14 protein-coding genes and 3 pseudogenes are annotated in these 26,371 nt (G+C 42.2%); 6 read left to right on the forward strand and 11 right to left on the reverse strand.

Annotation, left to right across the window (positions count from 1 at the left end; all coding sequences use genetic code 11):
- Window positions 1-29: 29 nt before the first annotated feature.
- Entirely contained in the window at window positions 30-833 is an 804-nt protein-coding gene (locus FD716_RS02840; protein WP_139850859.1) for an enoyl-ACP reductase FabI, read from the forward strand.
- Window positions 834-951: 118 nt separating this feature from the next.
- Here FD716_RS02840 and FD716_RS02845 read toward each other — a convergent pair whose 3' ends face one another.
- Complete coding sequence (locus FD716_RS02845) at window positions 952-2,160, reverse strand: coiled-coil domain-containing protein (protein ID WP_139850860.1); 1,209 nt, start codon at window positions 2,158-2,160, stop codon at window positions 952-954.
- Window positions 2,161-2,796: 636 nt separating this feature from the next.
- On the opposite strand from FD716_RS02845, the gene FD716_RS02850 reads away from it, so the two are divergent.
- Window positions 2,797-3,537 (forward strand): hypothetical protein, encoded by a 741-nt coding sequence (locus FD716_RS02850; RefSeq protein WP_139853595.1) that lies wholly within the window; start codon window positions 2,797-2,799, stop codon window positions 3,535-3,537.
- 239 nt (window positions 3,538-3,776) lie between these two features.
- Here the strand turns inward: FD716_RS02850 and putA are convergent, their stop codons facing one another.
- A complete protein-coding gene (putA, locus tag FD716_RS02855) occupies window positions 3,777-7,523 on the reverse strand; it encodes a trifunctional transcriptional regulator/proline dehydrogenase/L-glutamate gamma-semialdehyde dehydrogenase (RefSeq protein WP_139850861.1) in 3,747 nt (1,248 codons plus the stop codon).
- A 120-nt stretch (window positions 7,524-7,643) separates the two neighbouring features.
- On the opposite strand from putA, the gene FD716_RS02860 reads away from it, so the two are divergent.
- Window positions 7,644-8,132 (forward strand): Lrp/AsnC ligand binding domain-containing protein, encoded by a 489-nt coding sequence (locus tag FD716_RS02860; RefSeq protein WP_139850862.1) that lies wholly within the window; start codon window positions 7,644-7,646, stop codon window positions 8,130-8,132.
- Window positions 8,133-8,240: 108 nt separating this feature from the next.
- Here the strand turns inward: FD716_RS02860 and putP are convergent, their stop codons facing one another.
- Window positions 8,241-9,740, reverse strand: a complete 1,500-nt coding sequence (putP, locus tag FD716_RS02865; protein WP_139850863.1) for a sodium/proline symporter PutP — start codon at window positions 9,738-9,740, stop codon at window positions 8,241-8,243.
- 885 nt (window positions 9,741-10,625) lie between these two features.
- Here putP and FD716_RS19390 point away from each other — a divergent pair.
- From FD716_RS19390 to FD716_RS19020, 3 pseudogenes are all read left to right on the forward strand, one after another.
- Window positions 10,626-12,641, forward strand: a pseudogene (locus FD716_RS19390) (ESPR-type extended signal peptide-containing protein); the annotation flags it as partial.
- A 402-nt stretch (window positions 12,642-13,043) separates the two neighbouring features.
- Window positions 13,044-14,174 (forward strand): annotated as a pseudogene (locus tag FD716_RS19395) (YadA-like family protein); the annotation flags it as partial.
- Between the two features lie 734 nt (window positions 14,175-14,908).
- Window positions 14,909-15,286, forward strand: a pseudogene (locus tag FD716_RS19020) (YadA-like family protein); the annotation flags it as partial.
- Between the two features lie 77 nt (window positions 15,287-15,363).
- Here the strand turns inward: FD716_RS19020 and FD716_RS02880 are convergent.
- From FD716_RS02880 to FD716_RS02915, 8 genes are all read right to left on the reverse strand, one after another.
- The gene (locus FD716_RS02880) at window positions 15,364-16,272 is read right to left on the reverse strand and encodes a polysaccharide deacetylase family protein (protein WP_139850866.1); all 909 of its coding nucleotides are present in this window, start codon (window positions 16,270-16,272) and stop codon (window positions 15,364-15,366) included.
- Between the two features lie 70 nt (window positions 16,273-16,342).
- On the reverse strand, window positions 16,343-17,776 hold the full coding sequence (locus tag FD716_RS02885) for an efflux transporter outer membrane subunit (protein WP_139850867.1): 1,434 nt from the start codon (window positions 17,774-17,776) through the stop codon (window positions 16,343-16,345).
- A 22-nt stretch (window positions 17,777-17,798) separates the two neighbouring features.
- Complete coding sequence (locus FD716_RS02890; RefSeq protein ID WP_139850868.1) at window positions 17,799-19,775, reverse strand: MacB family efflux pump subunit; 1,977 nt, start codon at window positions 19,773-19,775, stop codon at window positions 17,799-17,801.
- A gap of 2 nt (window positions 19,776-19,777) precedes the next feature.
- Window positions 19,778-21,130 (reverse strand): efflux RND transporter periplasmic adaptor subunit, encoded by a 1,353-nt coding sequence (locus tag FD716_RS02895; protein ID WP_139850869.1) that lies wholly within the window; start codon window positions 21,128-21,130, stop codon window positions 19,778-19,780.
- 110 nt (window positions 21,131-21,240) lie between these two features.
- A complete protein-coding gene (gene holA / locus FD716_RS02900; protein WP_139850870.1) occupies window positions 21,241-22,239 on the reverse strand; it encodes a DNA polymerase III subunit delta in 999 nt (332 codons plus the stop codon).
- A 56-nt stretch (window positions 22,240-22,295) separates the two neighbouring features.
- Window positions 22,296-22,832 carry an LPS-assembly lipoprotein LptE gene (locus FD716_RS02905; RefSeq protein WP_139850871.1) on the reverse strand — a complete coding sequence of 179 codons (537 nt, stop codon included), beginning with the start codon at window positions 22,830-22,832 and terminating at the stop codon, window positions 22,296-22,298.
- A 59-nt stretch (window positions 22,833-22,891) separates the two neighbouring features.
- The gene (leuS, locus tag FD716_RS02910; protein WP_139850872.1) at window positions 22,892-25,516 is read right to left on the reverse strand and encodes a leucine--tRNA ligase; all 2,625 of its coding nucleotides are present in this window, start codon (window positions 25,514-25,516) and stop codon (window positions 22,892-22,894) included.
- Between the two features lie 102 nt (window positions 25,517-25,618).
- Window positions 25,619-26,029: a DUF4124 domain-containing protein gene (locus tag FD716_RS02915; RefSeq protein ID WP_139850873.1), complete on the reverse strand. Its 411-nt coding sequence runs from the start codon at window positions 26,027-26,029 to the stop codon at window positions 25,619-25,621.
- Window positions 26,030-26,371: the final 342 nt, after the last annotated feature.

Genomic DNA, 26,371 nt, shown 5'->3' on the forward strand with positions numbered 1-26,371 from the left:
GCTTTAAAACGAATTTGAGTAAATAAAATATGGCACAAGGTCTTTTAGCTGGAAAACGATTCCTCATCGCGGGCGTTGCAAGTAAACTTTCAATTGCTTTTGGTATTGCACAAGCGTTGCATCGTGAAGGGGCAGAGCTTGCCTTTACTTACCCGAATGAAAAATTAAAAAAACGTGTAGACGATTTTGCCGCTCAGTTTAATTCGACCTTAGTTTTTGCGTGTGATGTTGCAGTTGATGCTGAAATTGAACAAACTTTTGTTGATCTTGCACAGCACTGGGATGGCTTAGATGGCGTTGTTCATTCAATTGGCTTCGCACCTGCACATACTTTAGATGGCGACTTTACTGACGTAACCGATCGTGACGGTTTTCGTATTGCACACGATATCAGCGCGTATAGCTTTGTCGCGATGGCGCGTGCCGCAAAACCATTGCTACTTGCACGCCAAGGTTGCTTATTAACCCTGACGTATCAAGGTTCTGAGCGTGTTATGCCGAACTATAACGTGATGGGTATGGCCAAAGCTTCACTTGAAGCCAGCGTTCGCTATTTGGCGTCGAGCTTGGGTGCTGAAGGTATTCGTGTAAATGCAATTTCTGCTGGCCCAATCCGTACTTTGGCAGCTTCTGGGATTAAATCATTCCGTAAAATGTTAGATGTAAACGAAAAAGTTTCACCACTGAAACGCAACGTGACCATTGAAGATGTCGGTAATGCGGCATTGTTCCTCTGCTCACCATGGGCAAATGGGATCACTGGTGAAATCATGTACGTTGATTCTGGTTTCAACACTGTTGGTATGAGCGCCGAACTGATGTTCGAAGACTAAACGCAGTTTAGTTTTTTGATTAAAAAAATCGATGCTTAGGTATCGATTTTTTATATCTAAAAGGTGGGAATATCTCGTCATGGTTTGCAAACAATCAAGTTGAAATGACAACAATAACTTAATGCATCTCCCAGAGATCTCGACTCCGCATCAGTTCTTTTAAGATGTTGATATCCTTGTACACAGCTAAAACATGTTCTGTTCTTTTTATTTCCTCGCGGACCGCCAACCAGTTTTGCTCATAGTTTTCATAGAGATCATTGACTTTAGGCTTACAGTTCGAACGCATACTTCGATGATTACTCCAATTAAAAGAGTCAATCACATCCTCAATGTCTATGCTTAGTTTTTCAAGTTGCTCTTCTAAAACCAAGTTGTAGGCTTTTAGCTGCTGATTGGCTAAAAGCTGATTTTGTTGCTGTCCTAGTTCGACTTGGAAGGCCAATAAGGCCAATAAATCACGGCCTTCATAGGCTTGATTGACCTGTTGTAATAACGAGGTCTTTTCTTGTTTCTTGTGTTGATCTTGCTCACGGTCAGGGTGAATCAAGGCGACTATTTTTAAATAGATGCCTTTCATTGACTGCACTGCATTTTTTTTGGCTTGTGCCCGCTGTTGTACAATTTTTTCAGCTTTGGCTTTTTCACGCTGCATTTCTCGTTCAAGCTGTTGACGTTCTTGAGCATCAAAATGCTTTAAGAACTCGAGTTGTTCTTGCTGTTGCAGTTTATCCAGAAATTTTTGCATAAAATCATCGAGATCATCTGCATCAAAATCAAAAAAATCTATTTCCAAATCATATTCAGCACAGAGTGATATTTTGAGTTCGGCAATTTCTAATTGAAAGAATTCAGCTTCACTCAGGTTTTCAATATCTTGCTCAACGTCTTGCTCAAAACTGTACTCAGCGTCATGTGCAAAACCTTGCTCAGCATCAGCCTTTTCTTGATACATTTCAACATCATGACCGTAGGCTTTTAACAGCGCAGATAAAAAGCTATTTTGCTGTTCAGACATTTGCTGGGATTGCCAAAGTGGTAAGGCGAGTTGTTCAATTTTTGCATCTAGTTTGGCAAGTTGAGCTTTGGTCATTTTTTGTTTTTTTTGCTTTAGCAGTTGCTCGATTTGTTGAAAGATAATTTGGCGTAACTGTTGATAGGCGGGTAGTAGTTCCGCTTGAGCACGTGCTTGAATGGTTTTTTGAGCAAGCAACCATTCTGCTAAATGTGCTTTTTGTTGCACTATTTTTTGGCTTAGACGCTGGAATTTTTTCTGCTGAGGTGAAATTTTTTCTTCTGTTTCAATGATACTTTTTTGCAATTTCATTTTGAGTCAATTGGCCTATCAATCAGCTTGTCAGTATAACAAAGCTGCATCCGATCAGAGCTGCCTTTTAAGCCACTTACCCTCATCCTATGTGCGGAATATATTCTAAATTCAGATGGAGGAGGGCTTTCGCTATGTTCTCATTCGGCAAGCTTCACTATTAGGCAACGCTTAGCGTTATCTCTTTTAGCTCAGCCTGTTAAAAAGCGCTACGCTGTGAAATACGTTTGGTATATGCTGCTATATTCGAATTCTAAAACAGAAATTTTTACTTTGGACTTACAGAATCGTTCCGCATAAGAGATTTTAAGTTAAATCAGATTTCGAATTTAATTTTCTACTTTCAAGTTAACTATTTAAGGGGAGCATTACCAGAGAAGCAACAATTATTAAAAGTAATGCAAGAGATCTATAAGGATAACTTGATCATCGATAATGAGGAAAATTCCGAGTACATTAAAAATAATTTAGCTTATTGGTAATGTATTTCTATGTTATTCCCAAGTATAAATGACCACTCTTAGAATATACACATATGTGATTTTCTTAGCGGGAAGTCCTTGAAAAATATGAGGTTGAAGGTTTAAAAAAATTATGATACCAGTACCGCTATTCTCTTTTTTTCAATTTTTTTTGTTGTTTATTACTCCATTTATTGGTGTTTTACTGACATTATGGCTTTTGATGAGCGTTCTATTCTTTTGGCTAGAAAGTAGGAAAAACGCTGTAAAATTTTTTTCGAAAAAGACTTTAGTGATTACGCTATTGGCATTGATCTGTGATCTTTGGACTGGTTATTTATTTTATATGTTTGCATCAATAGATTATGAGTTTGAAGTTAAGCAACATTATAAGGAGAGCCGCAGGCATTTCGTCTTATCTCACGATACTCAATATGGAGAACTATTGATTCCTAAAGGAAGTTTGATTAGTCGTTATGATCCCTTTGATAACGGTGAGTCACAATTACCGCTAAGTTTAAGAGGGTTAGAGGCAGTACGTTTTCCTCATCCAGTAAAAGTCGCAGGTATTTGGGTAAATGCGATGAAACCTCCTAGGATGGAATTAGCGCGAGATCAGCATATAGGCCCGGTAGTACGCTTTGAACCTGATGGAAACAATGGTTATGGTGAATGGGTTTACGACACAGAAAATCCTACAATAGCTTGTTCTCGTAGTGACTTAGTACTACTTGAAATTCCATTGATTGATTATGATATTAGTAAAGAATTCGGTAAACCTGAACCAGATGGGCCTAATGCACGTTTTCATCCTAGTGAATGGCGTGTACAAGAATGCGAAAAAGGTCAAGGATCAATTAACGTTAGTCCTGCATACACTGGGACTATTCCCCAAAAAGCTTGGTTTCTATTTTAAATTTATTTTTAACTAAATGTGACCAATCCTTTAAAGGGCCAGACTTCGCATAAGAGATTTTGTATTAAATCAAATTTCGAATTTAATTTTCTACTTTTAAGTTAACTATTTAAGGGGAGCATTACCATTTAAGCTATCAATTTATCCAGTCATACCCCTCATACATCATTAAGATTCAAAGGCAAAAAAATCGATGCCATTGCACCGATTTTTTAAAGCTACTCTTTATACTCTAACGATTAACTTTGCAACGTCATCAAACTGGCATTACCACCCGCAGCAGCAGTATTGATACTAATCGCACGTTCAATCAACAGTCGCTCTAAAGGAATATGCTGACCGACTTCTAGCCGAGTAATACCCACAATCGCACCTTTACGTTGTGCGATCTGCTGTTGCAGGGCGAATAACTCGGCTTGTTCACCTTGAAACAGTACTGCGTCAAAATCACCGGTTTCAAGGTCTTTGATGACCTGCAAGCTTTGACGTAGGGCTTCAGGCATGCTCTGAATGTTCTTCAAGATGAATGAGTTATCGTGCATAACGACGGGTTGGCTACCAACGGCATAGATGGCGGCCAATTGTTGCAGTTGCGCATTCGCATCGGTTGCAATCGAGAGAGTGATTTTACGTGGGACAACGGCATATTGATTACTTTCTCCCGTTGGGCCAGGCAATTCATAAATACCCAATGGCGCAGATAACTTAGTCAGTGGATGCTGAGGATAATGCTGCGCGGCCCATTTCATAAAGCTTTGATAAAGTGGAGCTGGGCTTGGTTCTACAGCTAAATCTTGCACACTGCCAAAAGGAGACTGTAAAGCAGATGGATTGTGCTGCATCAGGCGATACAGATACATTGGGCCACCGGCTTTAGGACCCGTACCAGAAAGGCCTTCACCACCAAAGGGTTGTACACCGACCACCGCACCAACAATGTTGCGGTTGATATATAAATTGCCGACTTCCGATTGGCTAATCACGGTCTGAATGGTTTCATCAATACGGGTATGTAGCCCCATGGTGAGGCCATAACCTGTTTGATTAATTTGCGCAATCAGCTGCTCTAACTCACCATATTTATAGCGGATAATATGCAAGACAGGCCCAAACACTTCGCGTTTCAAATCCTTGAGGTTTGGAAGCTCAATCAGTGTTGGCTGAATAAAGGTACCTGATGTAAGTGCTTGATTATCTTGGTTGTGCATTAATTGATGTACAGGATAGCCTTTGGCTCGCATCTGTTCGATATGTTTGGCGATATTGCTTTGTGCTTCGAGGTCTATCACTGGGCCAACATCGGTGGTCAAGTGAATTGGATTGCCAAGGGTGAGCTGTTGCATCGCCCCTTTGAGCATGTTAATCAAATGCTCGGCATTGTCTTCTTGAACACATAAAATACGCAGTGCTGAACAACGCTGTCCCGCACTATCAAAGGCCGAGCTAACCGCATCAATCACCGCTTGTTCGGTGAGTGCAGAGGAGTCCACGATCATGGCATTTTGCCCACCCGTTTCTGCAATGAGCGGAATAGGCTGACCACTTGGGCTTAAACGTTGTGCGACGGTTTTTTGTAGAATCTTGGCAACTTCAGTTGAACCTGTAAACATAATCGCTTGAATACGGTCATCTTGGCTTAATTGTGCACCAACGGTTTCCCCACGACCGGGTAAAAGTTGCAGCACTGATTTTGGAATACCAGCTTCCCACAAAATTTTCACAGCTTCGGCTGCAATCAGCGGAGTTTGTTCAGCAGGTTTGGCAATTACGCAGTTTCCTGCTGCCAACGCTGCGGCAATTTGCCCAGAGAAAATTGCCAAAGGGAAATTCCACGGGCTGATACACAGCACCGTTCCCAAAGCATGAATGCTTGAGTTTTCAATCGTTTTTATCTGTTCTGCATAGTAACGCAGGAAATCAACTGCTTCTCGGACTTCTGCAATACCGTTTGAAAAGGTTTTCCCTGCTTCTCGGCATAGGAGTACCATCAAGTTTGGCATACGGGCTTCCATGAGATCCGCAGCATTCAATAATTTATTGGCACGTTCTAGATTTGAAGTTAATTGCCAGCTTTGCAATGCACTCGCAGCTTGATCGAGTGCGATATCGACATGCTGTGTTTCAGCTTCATGCACAATACCGACAATATCGTACTGACTTGCAGGATTGATAATGGTTTGTGCGGTTAAGTTTGACAAATCAATTGGATCGGTATGACCAAGCAGTGGCTGACTCTGCCATTGCTGTTGGGATAATGAGATCGCCAGTTGATTGAGCTGTGCTAATGCGGTGTCATCGGCAAGGTCAATCCCAGATGAGTTTTCCCGCACGGGCTCAATCAGATCTTGTGGTAATGGAATTGCATGGTGTTTCTCGCCAATTTTTCCTGTGATTTCCGCCGTCTGCAGAATTTCATGAATCGGATCTTCGATTAGATCTTCAATTTTTAAGGTTTTGTCTGCAATCCGATTGACGAAAGAGGTATTGGCACCATTTTCCAAAAGGCGACGCACCAAATAAGCCAGTAGTGTTTCGTGATTACCCACAGGGGCATAAATACGACACGGAACTCCTAGTTTTTGATCTGTAATCTTTCCAACCACTTGTTCATACAAAGGTTCTCCCATGCCATGTAGACATTGGAATTCGTATTGCCCTTCATAATAGTGTTGTGGTTGAGCAAGTTGATAAATCGTCGCCAGCGTTTGCGCATTGTGTGTAGCAAATTGTGGGTAGATCTGTTCTGGTGCTGCCAACAGTTTTTTCGCACAGGCAATATAAGATAAATCAGTATGTACCTTACGGGTAAACACGGGATAATCCGTCATGCCATCGATTTGAGCTTTTTTAATTTCGCTATCCCAATAAGCACCTTTGACAAGGCGAATCATCAAGCGTTTTTGGCTGCGTTTTGCTAGATCAACTATATAATCAACCACATAGAAACAACGTTTTTGATAGGACTGGATTACAAAACCAATGCCTTTCCAATCTGCCAATGCAGGTTCAAAACATAGACGTTCGAGCAGTTCTAAAGACAGTTCAAGGCGATCTGCTTCTTCTGCATCAATATTTAAACCAATATTGTAGTCTTTGGCTAAGATCGCCAATTCTAAAATTTTTCCATACAGTTCATCGTGTACACGCGCAATTTGTGCACGTTGATAACGCGGATGCAGTGCAGAAAGCTTGATGGAAATACCCGGACCACTATAAATATCTTTGTCTTGTGCGGCTTTGCCAATTGCATGGATGGCTTGGGTGTAATCGTCAAAGTAGCGATCAGCATCATATGCTGTCAACGCAGCTTCGCCCAGCATATCGTAAGAGTAGCGAAAGCCTTTATTTTCTAAGGTTTTGGCATTGTTTAAGGCTTCTGCAATGGTTTCGCCTGTCACAAATTGCTCACCCATCATACGCATTGCCACATCGACGGCTTTACGAATAATACCCTTGCTGGTACGTGCCAAAAGCGAGGTTAAAATACTGGTCAGACTGGTTTGCTTTGGGGTTTCCATCAGTTTGCCAGTAAGCATTAAGCCCCAAGCGGCAGCATTGACGAACATCAAGTGACTTTGACCCAAATGTTCTTTCCAACTGCCCTGATTAATTTTGTCTCGAATCAATAAGTCACGTGTTGCGCGGTCTGGAATTCGTAATAACGCTTCCGCAAGACACATTAGGGCAATTCCTTCCTGAGAGGACAAGGAAAACTCTTGCAGCAAACCTTGAACGATCCCTGCTTTACCCGCAGAACTTTTACGTTCCCGTAAGCCATGTGCCAAATTAAAGGCTAAATCATAAATTTTCTGACTCAGCGCCTCATCAATCACGGTTTGTTCAAGTAAATTTTCAACGCATTCAGGTTCAGCACGTCGCCATGCGGTATTTATGGCAACCTCATAATCTGATTTTTCTTTAAATTCAGTGATGTAGTCATAGCATGGTGCTGAAACGGGCTGGGGGAGGGTATCGGTCATATTCATGTCAACGTCCTGTGACGGGCAAATATTTTTGTTGAGGTTTCAACCTTATATAATTTATCATCACAGAAATAATGCCGAATAACTCACTATAATTTGAGTGATTTTTAGAGAATAATTCGTATGAGTAGCCAGATTTCAACGTTAGATCGAACCGATTTAAAAATTTTAGACATCTTGCAGAAAGATGGAAAAATTTCTAATTTAAAACTTGCTGGAGAAGTGAATCTCTCGGCAACCGCCGTGTTGGCACGCGTACAAAAGCTGACCAATGAAGGCTATATTTTGGGTTATGAAGCCAAGTTAAATCCAGAGCTGTTGAATGCAAGTTTTGTGGTTTTTGTGGAAATACTCTTAGATAAAACCACACCGAATATTTTGGAGTCATTTTCAGATGCCGTGCTGCATTTTCCTGAGATCATGGCCTGTCATATGGTGAGCGGTGGCTTTGATTTTTTAGTTAAAATTCGTTGTGAAAATATGGAAGCCTTTCGCCGTATTTCAGGGCAGATCTTATGGAAATTGCCTGGAATTAAGGAAACACGCAGTTATCCTGTCATGGAAATGATCAAAGACAGCGGGCAATTGAGTTTACCGACCAAGCTGAAATAAGCGTTTTAACCGATGCGTTGATCGGGTGTTAGATGGTCGATAGCACCTACAGATACAACAAAGGCGCATTCAGCGCCTTTGTTGTTATGGGTTTTAAGACATTATTCGTTATAGATTTTTCATTTCATGATCATAAAGCTGTTCAGCAGTTTCAAAGCGTTCAGTCACTTCTTCACTTGGTGCTTTATCCATCAAACTCACCACAATGATGCTGATGAACGATAAAATAAAACCAGGAACAATTTCATAAAGACCGACAGCTGACATGGTGTTTTTCCAGATGATCACGGTTAAAGCACCAACGATCATCCCAACCAAAGCACCGTTTAAGGTCATGCGTTTCCAGAACAATGAAAGCAAGATCAGTGGTCCAAATGCAGCACCAAAGCCTGCCCAAGCATAAGAAACCAAGCCTAGAACTTTACTTTCTGGATTCATGGCTAAGCTAATGGCAAGAACAGCAATTGCCAATACCATCAAGCGACCGACCCAAACCAATTCATTTTGTGAGGCATCTTTACGTAAAAAGGCCTTGTATAAATCTTCGGTAAGGGTGGTTGAGCAGACCAATAATTGGCAGCTTAAGGTACTCATTACTGCGGCTAAAATAGCCGCGAGAACCACACCTGCAATCCATGGATTAAACAGGATTTTGGTCAGTTCCATAAACACCGTTTCTGGGTTTTGTGTCACTGCTGCAGCCAGTTCAGGATGCAGTTGGAAATAGGCAATCCCGATATATCCCACAGCGACAGCACCACCGAGGCAAAGAATCATCCATGCCATACCAATGCGTCGTGCATTCGGAATTGAACGGACTGAATCAGCCGCCATGAAACGAATGAGAATATGCGGTTGGCCAAAATAACCAAGGCCCCATGCCAATGACGAAATAATGGCAATAGTGCTAATCCCTGTAAACATATTCGATGCATGTGGACGAGCAACTTCAATGATTTGCGTAACTTGTCCTGTATCGCCTAGTGCAAGATAAGTCATAATTGGCGCGAGCAGTAGGGCAAAAATCATTAAGCCAGCTTGGAAGGTATCCGTCCAACTAATTGCTAAAAATCCACCAATACAGACATAGCTCATGGTTGCAATTGCACTCACCCATAATGCCGTGGTGTAGGACATACCGAAAATACTTTCAAATAAGCGTGCACCTGCGACCATGCCAGAAGCACAGTAAATCGCAAAGAAGATCAAGATGACCAGTGCCGAAATGATGCGTAAGATCTTTTTCTTATCACCAAAACGACCCGTAAAATAATCCGGCAGGGTTAGTGCATTGTTTTGAATTTCAGTATGTACGCGTAGACGTCCAGCGACCAAATACCAGTTCAGCCATGCACCAACAATTAAACCAATCGCAATCCAAGATTCAGATAAACCCGTAATAAAGATTGCACCTGGTAAGCCCATGAGCAACCAACCACTCATGTCAGATGCACCTGCTGAAAGTGCTGTGACGAAACTTCCTAAGCTTCGTCCCCCTAAAATATAATCAGAGAAGTTGGTGGTTCTTTGATAGGCATATAAACCGATGCAGACCATCGCAACGATATAAAATAAGAACGTTACAACGGTCGGGTTGAGATAGTCCATAAAAAATCCTTGTATCCATTTAAATCTATTCGGCGAGATTTTATTTTTATGTTCAGTGGGTTAAGGGGGCGATTCAACCACATTATCCAAAAAAAAAGATGTGATTTTTGTTAGATGATTAATCACTACTTTTGTAGCTTTTTGTACAATTGGTTACATTGGCAGAGTGTACAACAAATAAGAGATTGAATTAATAGATTATTACTATTGCATGAAACGTTAGTTCTTTTTTTAAGTAGCATCACCAAGAAAAAAATCAGTGCAGTAATTTAGGTTGAGTGTTTAAGCGTGTGAATCTCGCTGCATTATTTTGTGCGTCGCTTGAAAAACAGTGCGCGAGCATGAGGCCATTTTGAATTGATCCAGAGATGTGGGGGAATGTAGCGCCTAAGGTGAAAAATAAAATGCAGTAGGCTTTTACTGAGAATGAGTGATGTGGTTTTTTTCTAGAACAAATTTATATAAATTTAGATGAAAAATATTTTATAACAGCTTCCGTTTGGGGCGTATTCCTCAAAATCAAATGAAAAAGTTTTGTAACAGGAATAGCGAGAATTTTTGAAAAAAAAGAACAACGAAACTTTTTAAAAATTTAGATAGAAATGGGAAAAATGGAGCAATAGATCCAGTTTAATTAATTGAATATTAGATAAAAATATTAAGTTGGTTTTATTTTTTTGTTGTTGCTCAATGATAATGATAAGCAAAAAAAACTGAATATTTTTTTGTATAGCGCTGAATTTTCTTCTGCATCTACTTTTTTTTGCTGAGAGGTAGACTTTATTTTTGTGCTTTTTATGTTAACCTTTACTACATTATATTTATTATTGTGAAGTAATTCTCAATATTTTAGTCTTAGGTTTTTATAAAAATAGGTGAATATTCATGAATAAAGTATACAAAGTAATTTGGAATGTTGCATTAGGTACGTGGCTTGCTGTTTCTGAATTAGCCAAAGGTAAAGTGAAATCTTCGCGTTCTACTGTTGTCAGCCTTGCTGAAATAAACAATCAATCAATACAAAAAGAAAAAATAGGCTCTATTGCCAAAACGACGGCTTTATTCGCTGCATTTGCACTGATTTCTGTGCAGAGCTTTGCAGCACCTGAGACTATTGCTGCTTCTACAGATACAGCCAAAACAGGTACTTTTTTTGTTGAAAATATAGAATTCTGGCAACAACTCACAAATAATCATTTGGGAGTAGACAGCGATAATAGAGTTACTGTTGGAGGCCCACTTTGGTTAGGTACTAATGCAAGCGCGGGAGGTGCAGGTATTGCGATTGGTAGTGGTGCACTATCTGTTGATGGCGGTACTGTAGGAGCGATTGCTATTGGTAACTCATCTTATGCCAATTTGGGTGCAACTGTACTTGGTTTGCTTGCGACTGGAGGAAAAAATGCAGTCGCTCTTGGTCGTAATGCGCTGGCAAATGACGAAGGCGTTGCAATTGGTCGCGGTGCACAAGGGGTTGGAAGTTCTGCAATTGCAATTGGGCGCTCTGCAGTTGCGAATGGAAATAATAGTATCGCGATTGGTAATGCTTCGGTAGCAACAGCAGAAAACTCAGTATCTTTTGGTAATGCGACACTTCAACGTAAGATTACCAATATTGCGAGTGGTTCAGTGAATGAAAATTCAACGGATGCAATGACAGGTCAACAATTATTCCAAGCCAATAAAAACGTTGCTGCTGCTTTAGGCGGTGGTGCAGTAGTGCTTGCCGATGGTCAGATAACTGCGCCAAAGTATAGTGTTGGTGGAAAAGAAGTCGTGGGTGTCGAGGATGCAGTTACCGCACTTGATACGCGGGCAACGACCAATGAGACGGATATCGCAAACAATAAAACAGCAATTGGCAAAAATGCTGAAGATATTACTGCGGTGGGTGCTCGTGTAACGACCAATGAGACGGATATTGCAAGCAATAAAACAGCAATCGGCAAAAATGCTGATGATATTACCGCGGTGGGTGCTCGTGTAACGACCAATGAGACGGATATCGCAAGCAATAAAACAGCAATTGGCAAAAATTCTGAAGATATTACTGCGGTGGGTGCTCGTGTAACGACCAATGAGACGGATATCGCAAACAATAAAACAGCAATTGGCAAAAATGCTGAAGATATTACTGCGGTGGGTGCTCGTGTAACGACCAATGAGACGGATATCGCAAATAATAAAACAGCAATTGGCAAAAATGCTGAAGATATTACCGCGGTGGGTGCTCGTGTAACGACCAATACCGCTGATATTTCTAAGCTGAACCAAAATGTGAACGATGGTGTATTTAGCGTTTCAGCTAATGCTATTGGTGCTGCCAAAGTTGCCAAAGATGCCGTAATTGATTACAGCAATACCGATAAAAATATCGTGATTACTCAAGATGGTACTAACTTTAAATTTGATCTTGCAAATAATCTGAATGTTAAAAACAGCATAGTGGTCGGTGAGAGTACATTGAGCAGTAATGGCTTATCAATTGCTGGTGGCCCAAGTATTAGTGCAACAGGCATTAATGCCAATAATACGGTTATTAGTAATCTCAAAGATGGTGAAGCCGCTCATGAAGCAGTGAACAAAGGTCAGTTAGATAAACTCCTCACCGATTCTGGTTTGGTTGGTGATACAGGTGAATCAATCAATGCTGTGACTTATGACAAAGATGGCAAAGTAACGTTGGCTAATAATAGTGGCTTGACGATTGGTGCCAATACGCTAAATGCAGCTGGATTAACGGTTGGTAATACTTTAATTACTTCAGCTGGTTTGTCTTTTGCAAATGGTGGCCCAAGTATTAGTGCAACAGGCATTAATGCCAATAATACGGTTATTAGCAATCTCAAAGATGGTGAAGCCGCTCATGACGCGGTGAATAAAGGTCAGTTAGACAAACTCCTCACTGACTCTGGTTTGGTTGGTGATACAGGTGAATCAATTAATGCTGTGACTTATGACAAAGATGGCAAAGTAACGTTGGCTGATAATAGTGGCTTGACGATTGGTGCCAATACGCTAAATGCAGCTGGATTAACGGTTGGTAATACTTTAATTACTTCAGCAGGTTTATCTTTTGCAAATGGTGGCCCAAGTATTAGTGCAACAGGCATTAATGCCAATAATACGGTTATTAGCAATCTCAAAGATGGTGAAGCCGCTCATGAAGCAGTGAACAAAGGTCAGTTAGATAAACTCCTCACCGATTCTGGTTTGGTTGATGATGCAGGTGAATCAATCAATGCTGTGACTTATGACAAAGATGGCAAAGTAACGTTGGCTGATAATAGTGGCTTGACGATTGGTGCCAATACGCTAAATGCAGCTGGATTAACGGTTGGTAATACTTTAATTACTTCAGCAGGTTTATCTTTTGCAAATGGTGGCCCAAGTATTAGTGCAACAGGCATTAATGCCAATAATACGATTATTAGTAATCTCAAAGATGGTGTAGCCGATCATGACGCGGTGAATAAAGGTCAGTTAGACAAACTCCTCACCGATTCTGGTTTGGTTGATGATACAGGTGAATCAATCAATGCTGTGACTTATGACAAAGATGGCAAGGTAACCCTCGCGGACAACGGTGGTGACGGCACTTTAATCAGCAATGTTGCTGAAGGTAAAGTTGAAGCTGGATCAAAAGATGCGGTAAATGGTAGTCAAGTTGCTGGGATTCGAGATGATCTACAAGCGAAGATTGACGGGAATACTTCTGCGATTGGTGATATTCAGAAAGACCTTGGTACGATGCAAAATGATATTGGTGGTATCAAGCAAGACCTTGCCAGTGGTAAATTGGGGGTTGTACAGCAAGCAGATAAAGATGCAACGATTACCGTCGGAAAAGAGACTGGCGGCAATAAAGTTGATATGTCTGGAACTGCGGGCGACCGAGTCGTAACGGGTGTTGCCAATGGTGCGGTGCAGAAGGATTCGAAGGATGCTGTGAACGGTAGTCAATTGAATACAACCAATCAGGCAATTATGAGCTCACTTGGTGGTGGTGCGAGTTTTGATAGCACAACAGGTGAGTTTAATGCACCAACCTATCAAGTTGGCGCAGATAAACATAAGGATGTTGGCTCTGCAATTTCTGCATTAGATCAAGCAAATCAAGGTCTAAATAGTAAGATTGACAACGTTAGTGACCGTTTAGAAAACGCATTTCGTAGTACCAATGACCGTATTGATAGTGTCGAGAAAAAGGCCAATGCAGGTATTGCTGCTGCGATGGCTTTAGAATCGGCACCATTTATTGCGGGTAAATATACTTATTCTGCTGGCGCTGCTTATCATGGCGGTGAAAGTGCCATTGGTGTGACCTTGCGTAAGACTTCGAATAATGGTCGTTGGTCAGTCACAGGTGGTATTGCGGCTGCAACACAAGGGGATGCAAGTGTACGTATTGGTGTCAGTGGTGTAATTAACTAAACCCTAAACCCACTCAGTTATAAATGAAGTAAGCCGTTACTTTATTTATTTGATAATAAAAAGCCGCTCCATTTATCTACTGGAGCGGCTTTTTATTGGCCCGTGCAGAGAAGTCGTTGGTTTGTTGGACATATGAATCTATGTCCATCATTGTTATTTAATAAGCCCTTTTAGAATAATTTAAATAGCATTTTTAATGCGTAATAATTTTAAATAACACTACTGCTTATCGTGCGAGATAATCCTATTTTGAAAATTTATACGGTTGTGATTATCTATTTTGAATAAAATGGATTGTATTTATTTTGTGCTAAATATAGGTTTTATTGACCTGATTTATAGACAATGTAGATCGATTCACTTAGCTTAATTTATGTGCTTCTTCATCGTTTGGTTCGCTTCATTTTCTTAAATAACAATTAAAGAGAGGGCGAGAATAAGTGAATACAATTTATAAAATAATTTTAAATCGAGTGATCGATATCAAGATTGCTATTTTTAAGCTGACTTCATATCAAATAAAAACATCTCAAAATATTTTAATAAAGACTCAAGCTGAGCGTAGTTGTTTAATTTCATTAGAAAAAGGGAGAGTAAGCTGTGTTACGAAACTTGTGCTGTTGTTGGCTGCAATATTCTTGAGTGTTACCGAGAGTTTTGCAGAATCAACGCATAGGAATACCACACTTGTAAGTGCTGTGGGTAATGGAATACGCAATGGATCAAATGAGCGCATTGGTTCGGATAAGTATGAGCAGGTTGGCACGACAACCTATGCGCTAGATCAAGCGAACTTCGCTTTAAATCAAAAAGTGGATACGGTCAGTGATGGTTTAGACCGTGCTTTTCGACGTAGCAATGCGCATATTCATGATGTAGCGCAAAAGACGAATGCGGGGATTGCGGCCGCCTTGGCGCTAGAGGCTGCCCCATTTGTTGCAGGCAAGTACACTTATTCAGCTGGGACGGCTTATCATGACAATGGTCGTGCAGTCGGTATGACATTACGCAAAACTTCAGACAATGGGATGTGGTCGATCAGCGGTGGGGTTGCCACAGCATCACAAGGTGATCCAAGTGTGCGGATCGGGGTGAGTGGGGTGATTGATTAAAGGAGGATCGAGCGTGAGTATTGTCTGTAAAAAAAGCCCTTAAGGGCTTTTTTAAAACACTGTTTTTTTAACACTCATTATTGTTCGATATTTAAACCGAATTTCTGCAAATTTGCGTATTCATAGGGTGCATCTTCAGCAGGGTATCGTAGGTTTTCAACGCCATAAACCTTGGCAATACTCCAGAGTATACTTTCACCGGCGGGTAATACTTGGAGTTGTAGCTTATAAACTGGATCTTGATAGGCAGTATCACTGTCAATAAAGTTCCAGCCCTGTTGTTGAAAGGCTTGAATAACCTCATCTAACCATGCCGCATTCATTGCTCTGACATGCAGAAGTAAGACATGCTGTGGTGATCGCCCCAGTGTTTTTAAAGCCAACTGATCATAATAATTAGCTCGATCCAGTAAATGTGCAATATAAGCCTGTTTGAGTTTATTTAGGCTTTCTTGATCATTTGCTTGCTGATATTTCAAAAAGAGTTGGTTGTAATACCAATCACTGGCATCAATGCTAACCGCACCAGGTTGATAATGATGCGTGCTGAGCCACTGGCGTACCCCATCTCGTTTGGCTTGGGTATTGCCTTCTTTTAGAAAAGGAAAACGATAACGTGGGACAAAGCCCTTTAAGCTGGAAAAGGTTTGATGTGCTTGTTGCATATCGTTTAAATAATTCGGCAACGTGACCTCATCTTTATTGAGGCTTTGGTGAAGATTGCTGTGATTACCAATGCGGTGACCTTGTTTACCCCATTCCGCAATAATATCTAGTCCTGCTTGCCCACCGATTTTACTCACACTCGGATAAACAATTGCAGATATTTTATTTTGTTTTAAAGCGCTCAAAATATCATTGTTTATTTGTCTGGCGGCCATGTTCACGGTTGGATCTAAGCCATCATCAAAGCTTAAAGCGAGGCTTTTTGCGATCGCTAAATTCGAGATACTGAGACAGAGACTCAGGATTATTTGCTTAAGCATAAAGTTGCTCTATTTAAAAAATCATTCGATATCTTACTAAAAGCCCAGTCTATCGGCTGGGCTTTTTTCTTTAGACGGGCTTGGGGAGTTGCTTAATTGGGCTGCCCCCTAAGGCCTGCATTAAGGTTACATAGGCTGTATATTGATTTTGCTTGGTTTGTACCAAGGCCAGTCGTGCATTACGGGTGGTGGTTTGTGCATCAAGTAGATTTTTTAACGGAATTGCACCATTGCGATAACGGACATCGGTTAGGCGTTCGGTTTTTTCCGCCAACTCGACATTGCGCTGCTGCAAGCCGACTTGTTTGTCGAGTTCGGTACGTGCAGATAAGGCATTTTCAGTATCGGCAAAGGCTTGATATAAAGTCTGACGATAGCGTGCGATGGCTTTTTCGTACTCTAAGTTGCTAATCTTGATGTTCTTTTTCATATCATTGTATTGAAAAAAGGGCAGGGTTAAACCTGCGCCTAAGGTCGCTACTGGGTTTTTAATGATATTCGATAAAGAACTACTGCTGCCAATCCCAACACCGGTAGTTAAGTTACCTGTAAGTGAGATTGAAGGATAATAACTGGCTTTGGTGGCATCTTTATCAGCCAAAGTGCCTTTTAAGCGCGATTCAGCTGCGCGTAAGTCTGGACGACGGGACAAAATCTCAGCCGGTAAGCCCGCTGCAATTTGCGGTAGGCTGACTTGCGGTAGGTTTTGTGGTTCTTTGATATTCAACTGTTGCACTGGAATCTGCAACAACACCGCCAAGCCGGTTCGAGTTTCAACCCGTTTTTGTTGAATCTGGCTTAAATTGGCTTTTTGGCTTTGTACGGCTTGCGCCGCTTGGGTCATTTCTAAACCTGACACTGCACCAGCTGTGTATTGCGTATTCACCAATTGATAGAGTCGTTCAGTGGTTGCAAGGCTTTGTTGGGCAGTGCGGTAGCTTTCGTTTAAATAGCCCAACTGCCAATATAAGTTTGCAGTGGTGGCAATTAAGGTCTGACCCGTGGCTTGTAAATCTTCCGCTGTGGCTTCAGCTGCCCATTTGGCTGATTCGGTTTGTCGCGCTAATTTACCAAATAGATCAATCTGATAGCTCAGGCCAGGATAACCAATATTAAAACCAGTATCTTGATGGCCACCGCCATCTAGTTCAAATTGATGACCTGTAGAGAAAGTTGCATTGCCGACTCGAATGCCTTGTTGGTTTTTGGCCAATCCTGCTTTGAGCCAAGCTTGTTGCAAATTAATTCCTGCAACAACGAGGTCTGCATTGCGCTCAATGACTTGTTGCACCAAAGCATTCAGTTCTGGATCGTTAAATAAGGTCCACCATTGATCAGCATACGTTTGATCTTTTAAGGCCGCAGCGTGTGTACGATCAAAGGCAAATTGTTCTGGTACGGTGAGTTGCGGTGCTTGATAAGGCGTTTTTACCATTGCAGCACAGCCGACCAAGACTTGCGTGAGGAGCAAGGCACTGGCCAGTTTGGTCATCTGATGTCGCATATTCAATTCCTTATTCTCTCGCTTATTCTCTGGATAGTGCATCTACAGGATCAAGTTGCGCTGCGTTACGTGCTGGAATAAATCCGAAGACAATACCAATCAAGGTTGAACAGACAAAGGCTGTCACAATCGATGTGGTGGAGTAGGCCATTTGGAAACTGCCTTGCGCAAGGTGATTAATCAGTTGACCAATCCCCAGTGATAACAGCACTCCTAAGACCCCACCTAAAATACACACCAAAATGGCTTCGATCAGAAACTGCTGCAAAATATCGCTTTGTCGCGCACCGACTGCCATACGGACCCCAATTTCTTGGGTACGCTCGGTCACGGAGACCAGCATAATATTCATCACCCCAATTCCACCCACCACCAACGAAATCACTGCAATTGCAGAAACCAATAGCGTCAGCGTTGCGGTGGTTTGCTCAATGGTTTCACGAATACTGTCTGAGTTTTGGGTGAAAACATCTTGGGCACCATGACGTTGCTCTAATAGCGAGATAATCGCATTTTCTGCTGCCGCACTCGAATATTGATCTTTGACCCGCACAATGATACTGCGAACATTGGACTGTCCAAGCATACGACTCATCACCGTTGAGTAGGGTAAATACACATTTAGGCTGTCTGAGTTAAACATTCCTTTCTGTGCATCTAATACACCAATCACGCGACTCGGTACGCTCCCCAGTAAAATTACTTGTCCAACAGGATCACTGCCATCGGGGAAGAACGTCGCTTTGGTATTGGAATCAATCACCACATCTTGTGCGCGTTCACGAATACTTTGTTTATCAAATCCTTGCCCAGAGGTGAACTGTAGTCCACGGACATAGAAAAAGTCTTCACTGACCCCATTGATGGTGGTCGCTGCTTCAATTTCCTTATAGCGTGCAGTGGCAGAACTATTGACTGCTGGACTGACACCCTCCACATAGGGTTGTTCCGCCAAGGCTTCTGCATCTGCGGGAATGAGGGTTTTGGCTTGAGCCGTTTTGGAGTTATCACCAAAGCCGCGGCCTTGGAAAATGGTGATGGTGTTGGTGCCTAAGCTACTAATATCTTCTAAAATTTTCTTTTGAGAGCCATTGCCGAGCGCCACCACAGAAACCACCGAAGCGATCCCAATAATAATCCCCAGCATGGTCAGGAAGGTACGCATCCGATGCGCATTCATGGCTAATAGCGCCATCCGAAATGCTTCACTAAAACGATCGATAAAAGAGCGCCAAGCGGAGGCTTTTTTCTGTTTGCCTGGTAACGCATCGGCTGCAACCTCAATGGGGGCTTGATGGTCAGGCGTGTTGGGTTGGTCTGAGATGATATTCCCATCGCTGATCTCGATGATACGCGTGGCATTTTTGGCCACATTCATATCATGGGTCACCAAGATAATGGTATGTCCCTTGGCATTGAGTTCACGTAAAATACGCATCACTTCAAAGCCGCTGTTTTTATCCAATGCCCCTGTAGGCTCATCGGCTAAAATAACATCACCACCATTCATCAAAGCTCGGGCAATAGATACCCGCTGTTGCTGTCCACCAGAAAGTTGATTCGGGCGGTTTTGAGTTTTATCTGCTAGACCAAGATCAGTTAAGATTTGGCGAGAACGTTGATGACGTTCCGTCGCATCAATTCCAGCATAAATGGCGGGAACCTCAACGTTTCCAGCAGCACTTAAGTCACCGAGTAAGTGATAGCGCTGGAAAATAAAACCAAAATATTCGCGACGTAAATGTGCCAACTCATCGGGTTCAAGTTCGCGGGTCTCACGACCATTCACTTGATAACTACCCGATGTAGGTCTGTCTAAACAGCCTAAAATATTCATGAGGGTCGATTTACCAGAACCAGATTGGCCAACAATCGCCACCAATTCACCCGCATAAATTTTTAGATCAATGCCTTTTAAAATCTGAATCGTAGACTCACCCGCAGGGAATTCACGAACCAGTTGACTGACCTCAAGTAGAGGTTGATTTTGCTGATTCATGCTTAAAGTCTCACTGAGCCACCGCGGCTACGTTTTGCTGCATCATTGGATGAGTCAGAACCATCCGCAATAATCACTTTTTGACCTTGTTTTAAACCACGTAATACTTGTGCATTGATCCGATTGTTTAGACCAACCAAAATTTGCACACGTTGAGCTGTGCCATCATCCTGTAAAACACGAACCATTGCGACAGATGCAAGACCTTGATCAACTAAGGCTTTTTCTGCAGCTGTCAGTTCGATGCGCACTGGACGATCTTGTGCATTTTCATTTTTATCGGAAGGTGCCGAGCCAGATGCTGCGCTTGGATTTGCTGCTTTATTTGGAGCAGCACCCGCGTTTCCACCGCGTTGTCCACGATTGGTTTTTTGAAGCGAGGCAGAAGGAACCATCAATACATTTTTGGCTTCGGCCAAAATAATATAGACTTGCGCTGTCATATTGATGCGTAATTTTCCATCTTCATTGGGCACATCAAATAAAGCATTGTAGTAAATCGCTGCATTTGACGAAGCGCTGGTTGAAGTGTTGCCAGTTTCTGTTTTAATCGATTCAGGGGCTGGTTCAACTTGACGTAAAGTCGCATAACGTTTCTTTTCACTATCCCCCAAAGTGGTGAAATAAACTTTTTGTCCTTCATGCACTTTCATCACATCGGCTTCAGAAATTTGTGCCTTAATGGTCATGGTGTCCAATTGTGCTAATTTCACAATGGTTGGTGCACTTTGATTGGCGTTCACGGTTTGACCTTCTTCAGTCACAATCGCAACCACGGTTCCATTCATCGGGGCCACGATACTGGTATAGCCTAAGTTCTCTTTGGTCGTTGCCATACTTAAATAAGATTGATCAATCAGCGCATTCATCGCAGCGATATCCGCTTCTGCTGTTTTAAAAGCAGCGAGTGCACTTTCATATTCAGCACGAGAGGTGGCATCTTGGGCAAACATATTTTTTTGACGATTATATTCAGCCGCAACTTTGGCTAAGTTGGCTTTTTTTACCATCAATTGTGCTTGTTGATTTTTAATATTGGCTTCGGCCTTTTTTAAATCATTTTGTTGTGGGATTGAATCAATTTGAGCAATTAACTGACCTTGTTTAACTTGCTCACCCAATTGGACATACATTTTTTTGACCTGCCCAGAGACCTGCGCACCAACACTAACAATTTTGGTGGCTTGTAAGCCACCGGTTGCAAGCACTGAGTTTTCAATATCACCTCGGGTTACTTCGGCCGTAATATATGCAGGCTGTTGGTCTGTAGGTTTGAATATTGCCCAAGCTACCGCAGCCACAATGACAATGCAGACCGTTATAATGGCGATTTTGATTGGTTTTATTTTTGGCATAGTGGGTATGATTGTTCATTCAAATTGAAAAATTGATCAAATTATAGAGTTGAATTAAGGATAAAGCGTGAATTTTTTAATATATAAACAAGGGCTTGATATCAAAGGCTCTAAAGGGTTTCAGTGATAAATAAGGGCTGCCCACACAGTGCGGCAATACATTGTTGTAAGAGGTGTTCTGGGTTTTCTTCACTCATGCCCTTAATCGCAGCATCAACCCGTAGTAATAGACTTGGCCAAGCCAAAAAACTCTGTGGGTTAAATCTTCTAAGTGCTTGTTGGTACTGTGAAATTTTGTTTTTCCATAGCCCAAGTTGCACAGCATTGTGTGGCTGTTCGTAGAGCTGCATTAAAATGCGCATATCTTTGCTAATGGTCCATAAAATTAAACTGGGTGCTTCACCAGATTCAATTAAGTACTGTAGGATTTTAATGGATTGGGCTAAATGACCAGCAATAAAAGCATCGCTTAAATCAAAACTGCTATAGCGAGATTGATCTTGTGAACACTGTAATAAATGCTCAATCGTAATTTTTTTTTCATCAGGGAAGGTGTCAGCAGCGCGCATTAAACTATTTTTAGCCGCCAATAAGTTGTGTTCATGATGCTGCTCAAGCCACAGCCATGCATCTTGATCAAGCTGAATATTCAGTTTTTCAGCTTCAATCCCCAGAATACGTTGACGGTCTTGCGGATAGTTGGCTGCTAGGGTAACAAGCATGCCATTGGCTTCAACCACTTGTATAAAGTTGGATTTGAGGCTGCTGGCATCTTGTTTCGGCATCACAATCAGCAGTAAGTTCTGCTCATCTTGTTGTAAAAAATGCTTGAGTTGCTTAATGCCATTGGCATCTGGCTTGATGTTGCCATGTACTTCAATTGCCAATTTTTCAGAAAATAAAGACAAGCTATTCAGTGCTGAAAAAACATTTTTCCAGTCACTGGCATTGTGTAAATCAAAGCGTTGTCGCTCGATATTCTGTTGTTGCCAGTATTCGCGAAACAGTTGGAGTAAATTTTGTTCAAGCAGCGGTTCTTGACCGTGTATGATCCAAGCACCATGCGCAGCTTCAACGCGTTTGAGTGCTTGTACATAATCAATTTTCATACAGATGCCCTTGAGACAAAACAGGTTTCACGACAACAGACGAGACTGACTGTTACTTACTGGCTAGCAGGTTGTTTAGTATTGCTGGTGCTGGCTTTTGGCAGGCGATTGGCAGAAATTTGTCGGGTGATTTGCTGGGCAATATCATCGACTAAAATCTGATTTAAATAACGATTTTCTTGATCATCGGTATTGACCGTTGCCACATCGTATTGGTAGCTACGTGATGCATTCAAAGTCCGTGGCTCAGTAATTGGATGACCTTCACGATCTTCAATTTGAAAGGTTACAGAGAGACGTAATAGTGTTTCAACCAATTTACCATTGAGCTCTATACGACGCGGGGTATAGTCCAATACGCGCAGTATATAAGCATCATTGGAATTGCTCATTTGTACCCCAGCAGCCGTTAAATACACGCTGAGTTTATTTTCGAGTGCTGTGGCGTTCGCGGGTAACACCAACTGCAATTTAGTGTAGACCAAAGGGGTGGCCGCTGGATTGGTTCCTTGTAAATGGAAGCCACAGCCGACCAAGCCTGCACTTAGTCCGAGCGTTAACACGATTGCCGCAATACGTTGAACCAAGTGCATACTATTTCCTCTTGAGTAAATTTAGCAAAAAAGTGATTTCGATGGCTTAAGCCAATCGATTAAACCACTAAATTAACTAATTTATTTGGGACTACAATTTCTTTTTTGCTCGGCCCAGTCAAAAATTGTTGAACTTCTGGCAAGGCTTTGGCCAAGGCCAGCAATTCATCTTTACTGATATCAACAGCCACTTCTAATTTACCGCGAAGTTTACCATTAACTTGCACCACGATGGTTTGCGTATTGCGGGTAAGCGCACGCTCATCTACCGTTGGGAACAGAACTTGGGTTAGGTCTTGGCCAAATTCTGCCAAGAGCACTTGTGCCATATGCGGCGCAAATGGGGCAAGCATTACCAGTAAACTTATGATTGATTCACGTGTAACAGCAAGATCTTGCTCAGTTTTTGCTTCAAATTTATTGATGCTGTTGAGCAATTCCATTTGTGCTGCGATCGCGGTATTAAACGCATAACGACGTTCAATATCATCACCCACTTTATGAATGGTTTCATGGGTTTTACGACGTAAATCTTGCGCATCTTTAGACAGGTTCGCAATGTCAATCACGGTCGCATCTGAGTTTTTCGCCAAGAAGCCTGTTACAAGACGCCAAACGCGTTTTAAGAAACGGTTTGAGCCTTCAACCCCAGCATCTGACCATTCTAAAGATTGATCCGGTGGTGCGGCAAACATCATAAAGACACGTGCGGTATCTGCACCGTATTGTTCAATAATGGATTGTGGATCAATGCCGTTATTTTTGGATTTCGACATTTTCTCTTGGCCACCAATTACCACTGGTTGACCATCTGGGATGTAACGTGCAGAAAGACTACGGCCTTTTTCATCGCGCTCAAGGTCGATATCTGCTGGGTTGAACCACGTCTTTTTACCTGACGCTTCTTCACGGTAGAAAGTATCTGCTAAAACCATGCCTTGGGTTAGCAGGTTGGTAAATGGTTCATTGCCTTGCACCACACCTTCGTCGCGCATCAGTTTATGGAAGAAGCGTGCATACAGTAAATGCAAGATAGCGTGTTCTACACCACCAATATATTGGTTGACTGGTAACCAGCTTTGTACTGCTTCTGGTTTAACCAAACCTCCTTGGAAGTCTGGAGATGCAAAGCGTGCATAGTACCAAGAGGATTCAACAAAGGTATCGAGTGTATCGGTTTCACGACGGGCATCGCCACCACAACTTGGGCACTGAGTTTCATAGAACTCAGGCATTTTGTTCAATGGATTGCCTGAACCATCTGGCACTACATCGGTCGGTAAAATTACTGGAAGTTGATCTTCTGGAACAGGCACTTGGCCACATTTTTCACAGTTGATCATTGGAATTGGACAGCCCCAATAGCGCTGACGTGAAACACCCCAGTCGCGTAGGCGGAATTGGACTTTGCTGTTGCCGACATTGTTGGCTTCAAGTTTGGCCAAGATCGCAGCATAAGCCGCTTCAAAATCGAGGCCGTCAAATTCAGCAGAGTTGACCAATTTACCTTGTTTTGAACCATACCATTCTTGCCAAGTGCTGCTGTCAAAGTCGCTGTCATCAGCACCTTTCGCATCAATCACTTGTTGGATGGTGAGGCCATATTTATTGGCAAACTCAAAATCACGTTCGTCATGTGCAGGTACTGCCATGACCGCACCAGAACCATAAGACATAAGAACGTAGTTGGCGATCCAAACCGGTAACTCAGCACCAGTGATTGGATGTTTCACAAACAGGCCAGTGGCCATGCCTTTTTTCTCAGTGGTGGCTAAATCAGCCTCAGCCACCGAGCCCATGCGGCACTCTTCGATAAAGGCTTTAAGTGTGCTATTGCTTTCGGCCGCTTTCATGGCCATTGGATGTTCCGCTGCAACCGCCACATAAGTTGCGCCCATAAGGGTATCGCCACGTGTGGTATAAACCGTTAAGTCATCTGCATAGCTTTCTGGTTGTGCCGAAGGGAAGCGAATATCCATCCCTTGAGAGCGACCAATCCAATTGCGTTGCATGGTCAGCACTTGTTGTGGCCAACCGTCTTTGAGTTGATCTAAGTCATCTAATAATTCTTGCGCATAATCGGTGATGCGGAAGTAATACATTGGAATATCACGTTTTTCAACCAATGCACCAGAACGCCAACCACGGCCATTTTCAACTTGTTCGTTGGCCAATACAGTTTGATCGACAGGGTCCCAATTGACCGTCGATAATTTACGGTAAATCAGACCTTTTTTATAAAGTTGTACAAATAACCATTGTTCCCAGTGGTAATACTCTGGGTTACAGGTCGCAAATTCACGATCCCAATCAACCGATAAACCTAAGCGTTTCAATTGATCACGCATATAGGCAATGTTTTCGAAGGTCCATTTGGCTGGTGCGACTTTATGTGCAATCGCAGCATTCTCTGCTGGTAAACCAAATGCATCCCAACCCATTGGTTGTAATACAGTTTCACCTTTTAGACGGTGAAAACGACTAATCACATCACCAATGGTGTAGTTGCGCACATGACCCATATGCAGTCGACCACTTGGGTACGGGAACATCGACAGGATATATCGATGTGGTCCAGTAACGGTGTCGGCAACTTTAAACACTTTGCGATCATCCCAGTCTTTTTGGACATTGGGCTCAATCGCACTTGCTTGATATTCTGGGTCAATGTGAGGTGTAGTCATATAAACGTCGTGTAAGAACAATAGTCAAAAGTTTGTCGCACAGCATAGCGCAAAATCGCCTGCAATGTGAATTATAGCAGCGTATTTATCTTAGAATTTTTATCACAATGCAGGACCTTGCTCTGCTGAATTGGGGTTTTCGGGTGCTAATCGCATTGGTTTGCTTGGTGGTGCAGGAGTCATTTTGGCTGGTTTGTTGGGCGTTGGTGTTTCTCTGGTTTTTTCTACGACACCGTCGGGGTGAGCGGACTGCGGTGCCATTGGCATGGTCTGGTTCAGAACCTCTGGCTCTACTGCAGTTGCAGACGGGGCAACAGGGGCGGTATTGATCCAACCTTGTGTGCGAACCAGTTTGATATTTTTGACTGATTTGGCCGGAGGGCGTTCACTATAATGGGTTGTGCCGCGGTCATCGACCCATTTGTAATAGGATTTGGCGTAGGCGTTGCTGAGAATATTGCTACTCAACAAGAGGGCCACAACCAAAATAATCGATGCTTTTAGCGGCTTCATTTGGATTCCTTTTGACCAATTGGTTGTTTAGTAACATTTATTGTGATTTAAAAATTATTTAAATCTTGGGAGCGTCTAAATCATCAAATCGAATCATCGCCGTAATTTTAAACCCCTATCGGATGCTTGAAAACCCTTTGCTGGTATGGCTTTGCCTTGATGTTGAGTAGGTGCTTGATTCGGAGAATTATTGTCTAAAAATAAATTGATTTGCGCAGCGTAAAAAAATCATGCTGTTAAAAACCTATAACTTGGCAATAAAGTCAAAAAAGCTGGCGAGAAAACTTGACTTTGATTGCTAAAACCACAAAAATGCAGCTTAAGTTTTAGATGTCGTTATTT

It is taken from the genome of Acinetobacter pullicarnis, from assembly GCF_006352475.1.
GTDB classification, from domain to species: Bacteria; Pseudomonadota; Gammaproteobacteria; order Pseudomonadales; family Moraxellaceae; genus Acinetobacter; species Acinetobacter pullicarnis.

What these genes read in the sequence shown, in the direction of transcription:
- putP (WP_139850863.1), bottom strand. Translation starts at nt 9,740, where the DNA reads ATGGACTATCTCAACCCGACCGTTGTAACGTTCTTATTTTATATCGTT.
- FD716_RS02845 (WP_139850860.1), bottom strand. Translation starts at nt 2,160, where the DNA reads ATGAAATTGCAAAAAAGTATCATTGAAACAGAAGAAAAAATTTCACCT.
- FD716_RS02915 (WP_139850873.1), bottom strand. Translation starts at nt 26,029, where the DNA reads ATGAAGCCGCTAAAAGCATCGATTATTTTGGTTGTGGCCCTCTTGTTG.
- leuS (WP_139850872.1), bottom strand. Translation starts at nt 25,516, where the DNA reads ATGACTACACCTCACATTGACCCAGAATATCAAGCAAGTGCGATTGAG.
- putA (WP_139850861.1), bottom strand. Translation starts at nt 7,523, where the DNA reads ATGAATATGACCGATACCCTCCCCCAGCCCGTTTCAGCACCATGCTAT.
- FD716_RS02890 (WP_139850868.1), bottom strand. Translation starts at nt 19,775, where the DNA reads ATGAATCAGCAAAATCAACCTCTACTTGAGGTCAGTCAACTGGTTCGT.
- FD716_RS02895 (WP_139850869.1), bottom strand. Translation starts at nt 21,130, where the DNA reads ATGCCAAAAATAAAACCAATCAAAATCGCCATTATAACGGTCTGCATT.
- FD716_RS02880 (WP_139850866.1), bottom strand. Translation starts at nt 16,272, where the DNA reads ATGCTTAAGCAAATAATCCTGAGTCTCTGTCTCAGTATCTCGAATTTA.
- FD716_RS02840 (WP_139850859.1), top strand. Translation starts at nt 30, where the DNA reads ATGGCACAAGGTCTTTTAGCTGGAAAACGATTCCTCATCGCGGGCGTT.
- FD716_RS02905 (WP_139850871.1), bottom strand. Translation starts at nt 22,832, where the DNA reads ATGCACTTGGTTCAACGTATTGCGGCAATCGTGTTAACGCTCGGACTA.
- FD716_RS02885 (WP_139850867.1), bottom strand. Translation starts at nt 17,776, where the DNA reads ATGCGACATCAGATGACCAAACTGGCCAGTGCCTTGCTCCTCACGCAA.
- FD716_RS02860 (WP_139850862.1), top strand. Translation starts at nt 7,644, where the DNA reads ATGAGTAGCCAGATTTCAACGTTAGATCGAACCGATTTAAAAATTTTA.
- holA (WP_139850870.1), bottom strand. Translation starts at nt 22,239, where the DNA reads ATGAAAATTGATTATGTACAAGCACTCAAACGCGTTGAAGCTGCGCAT.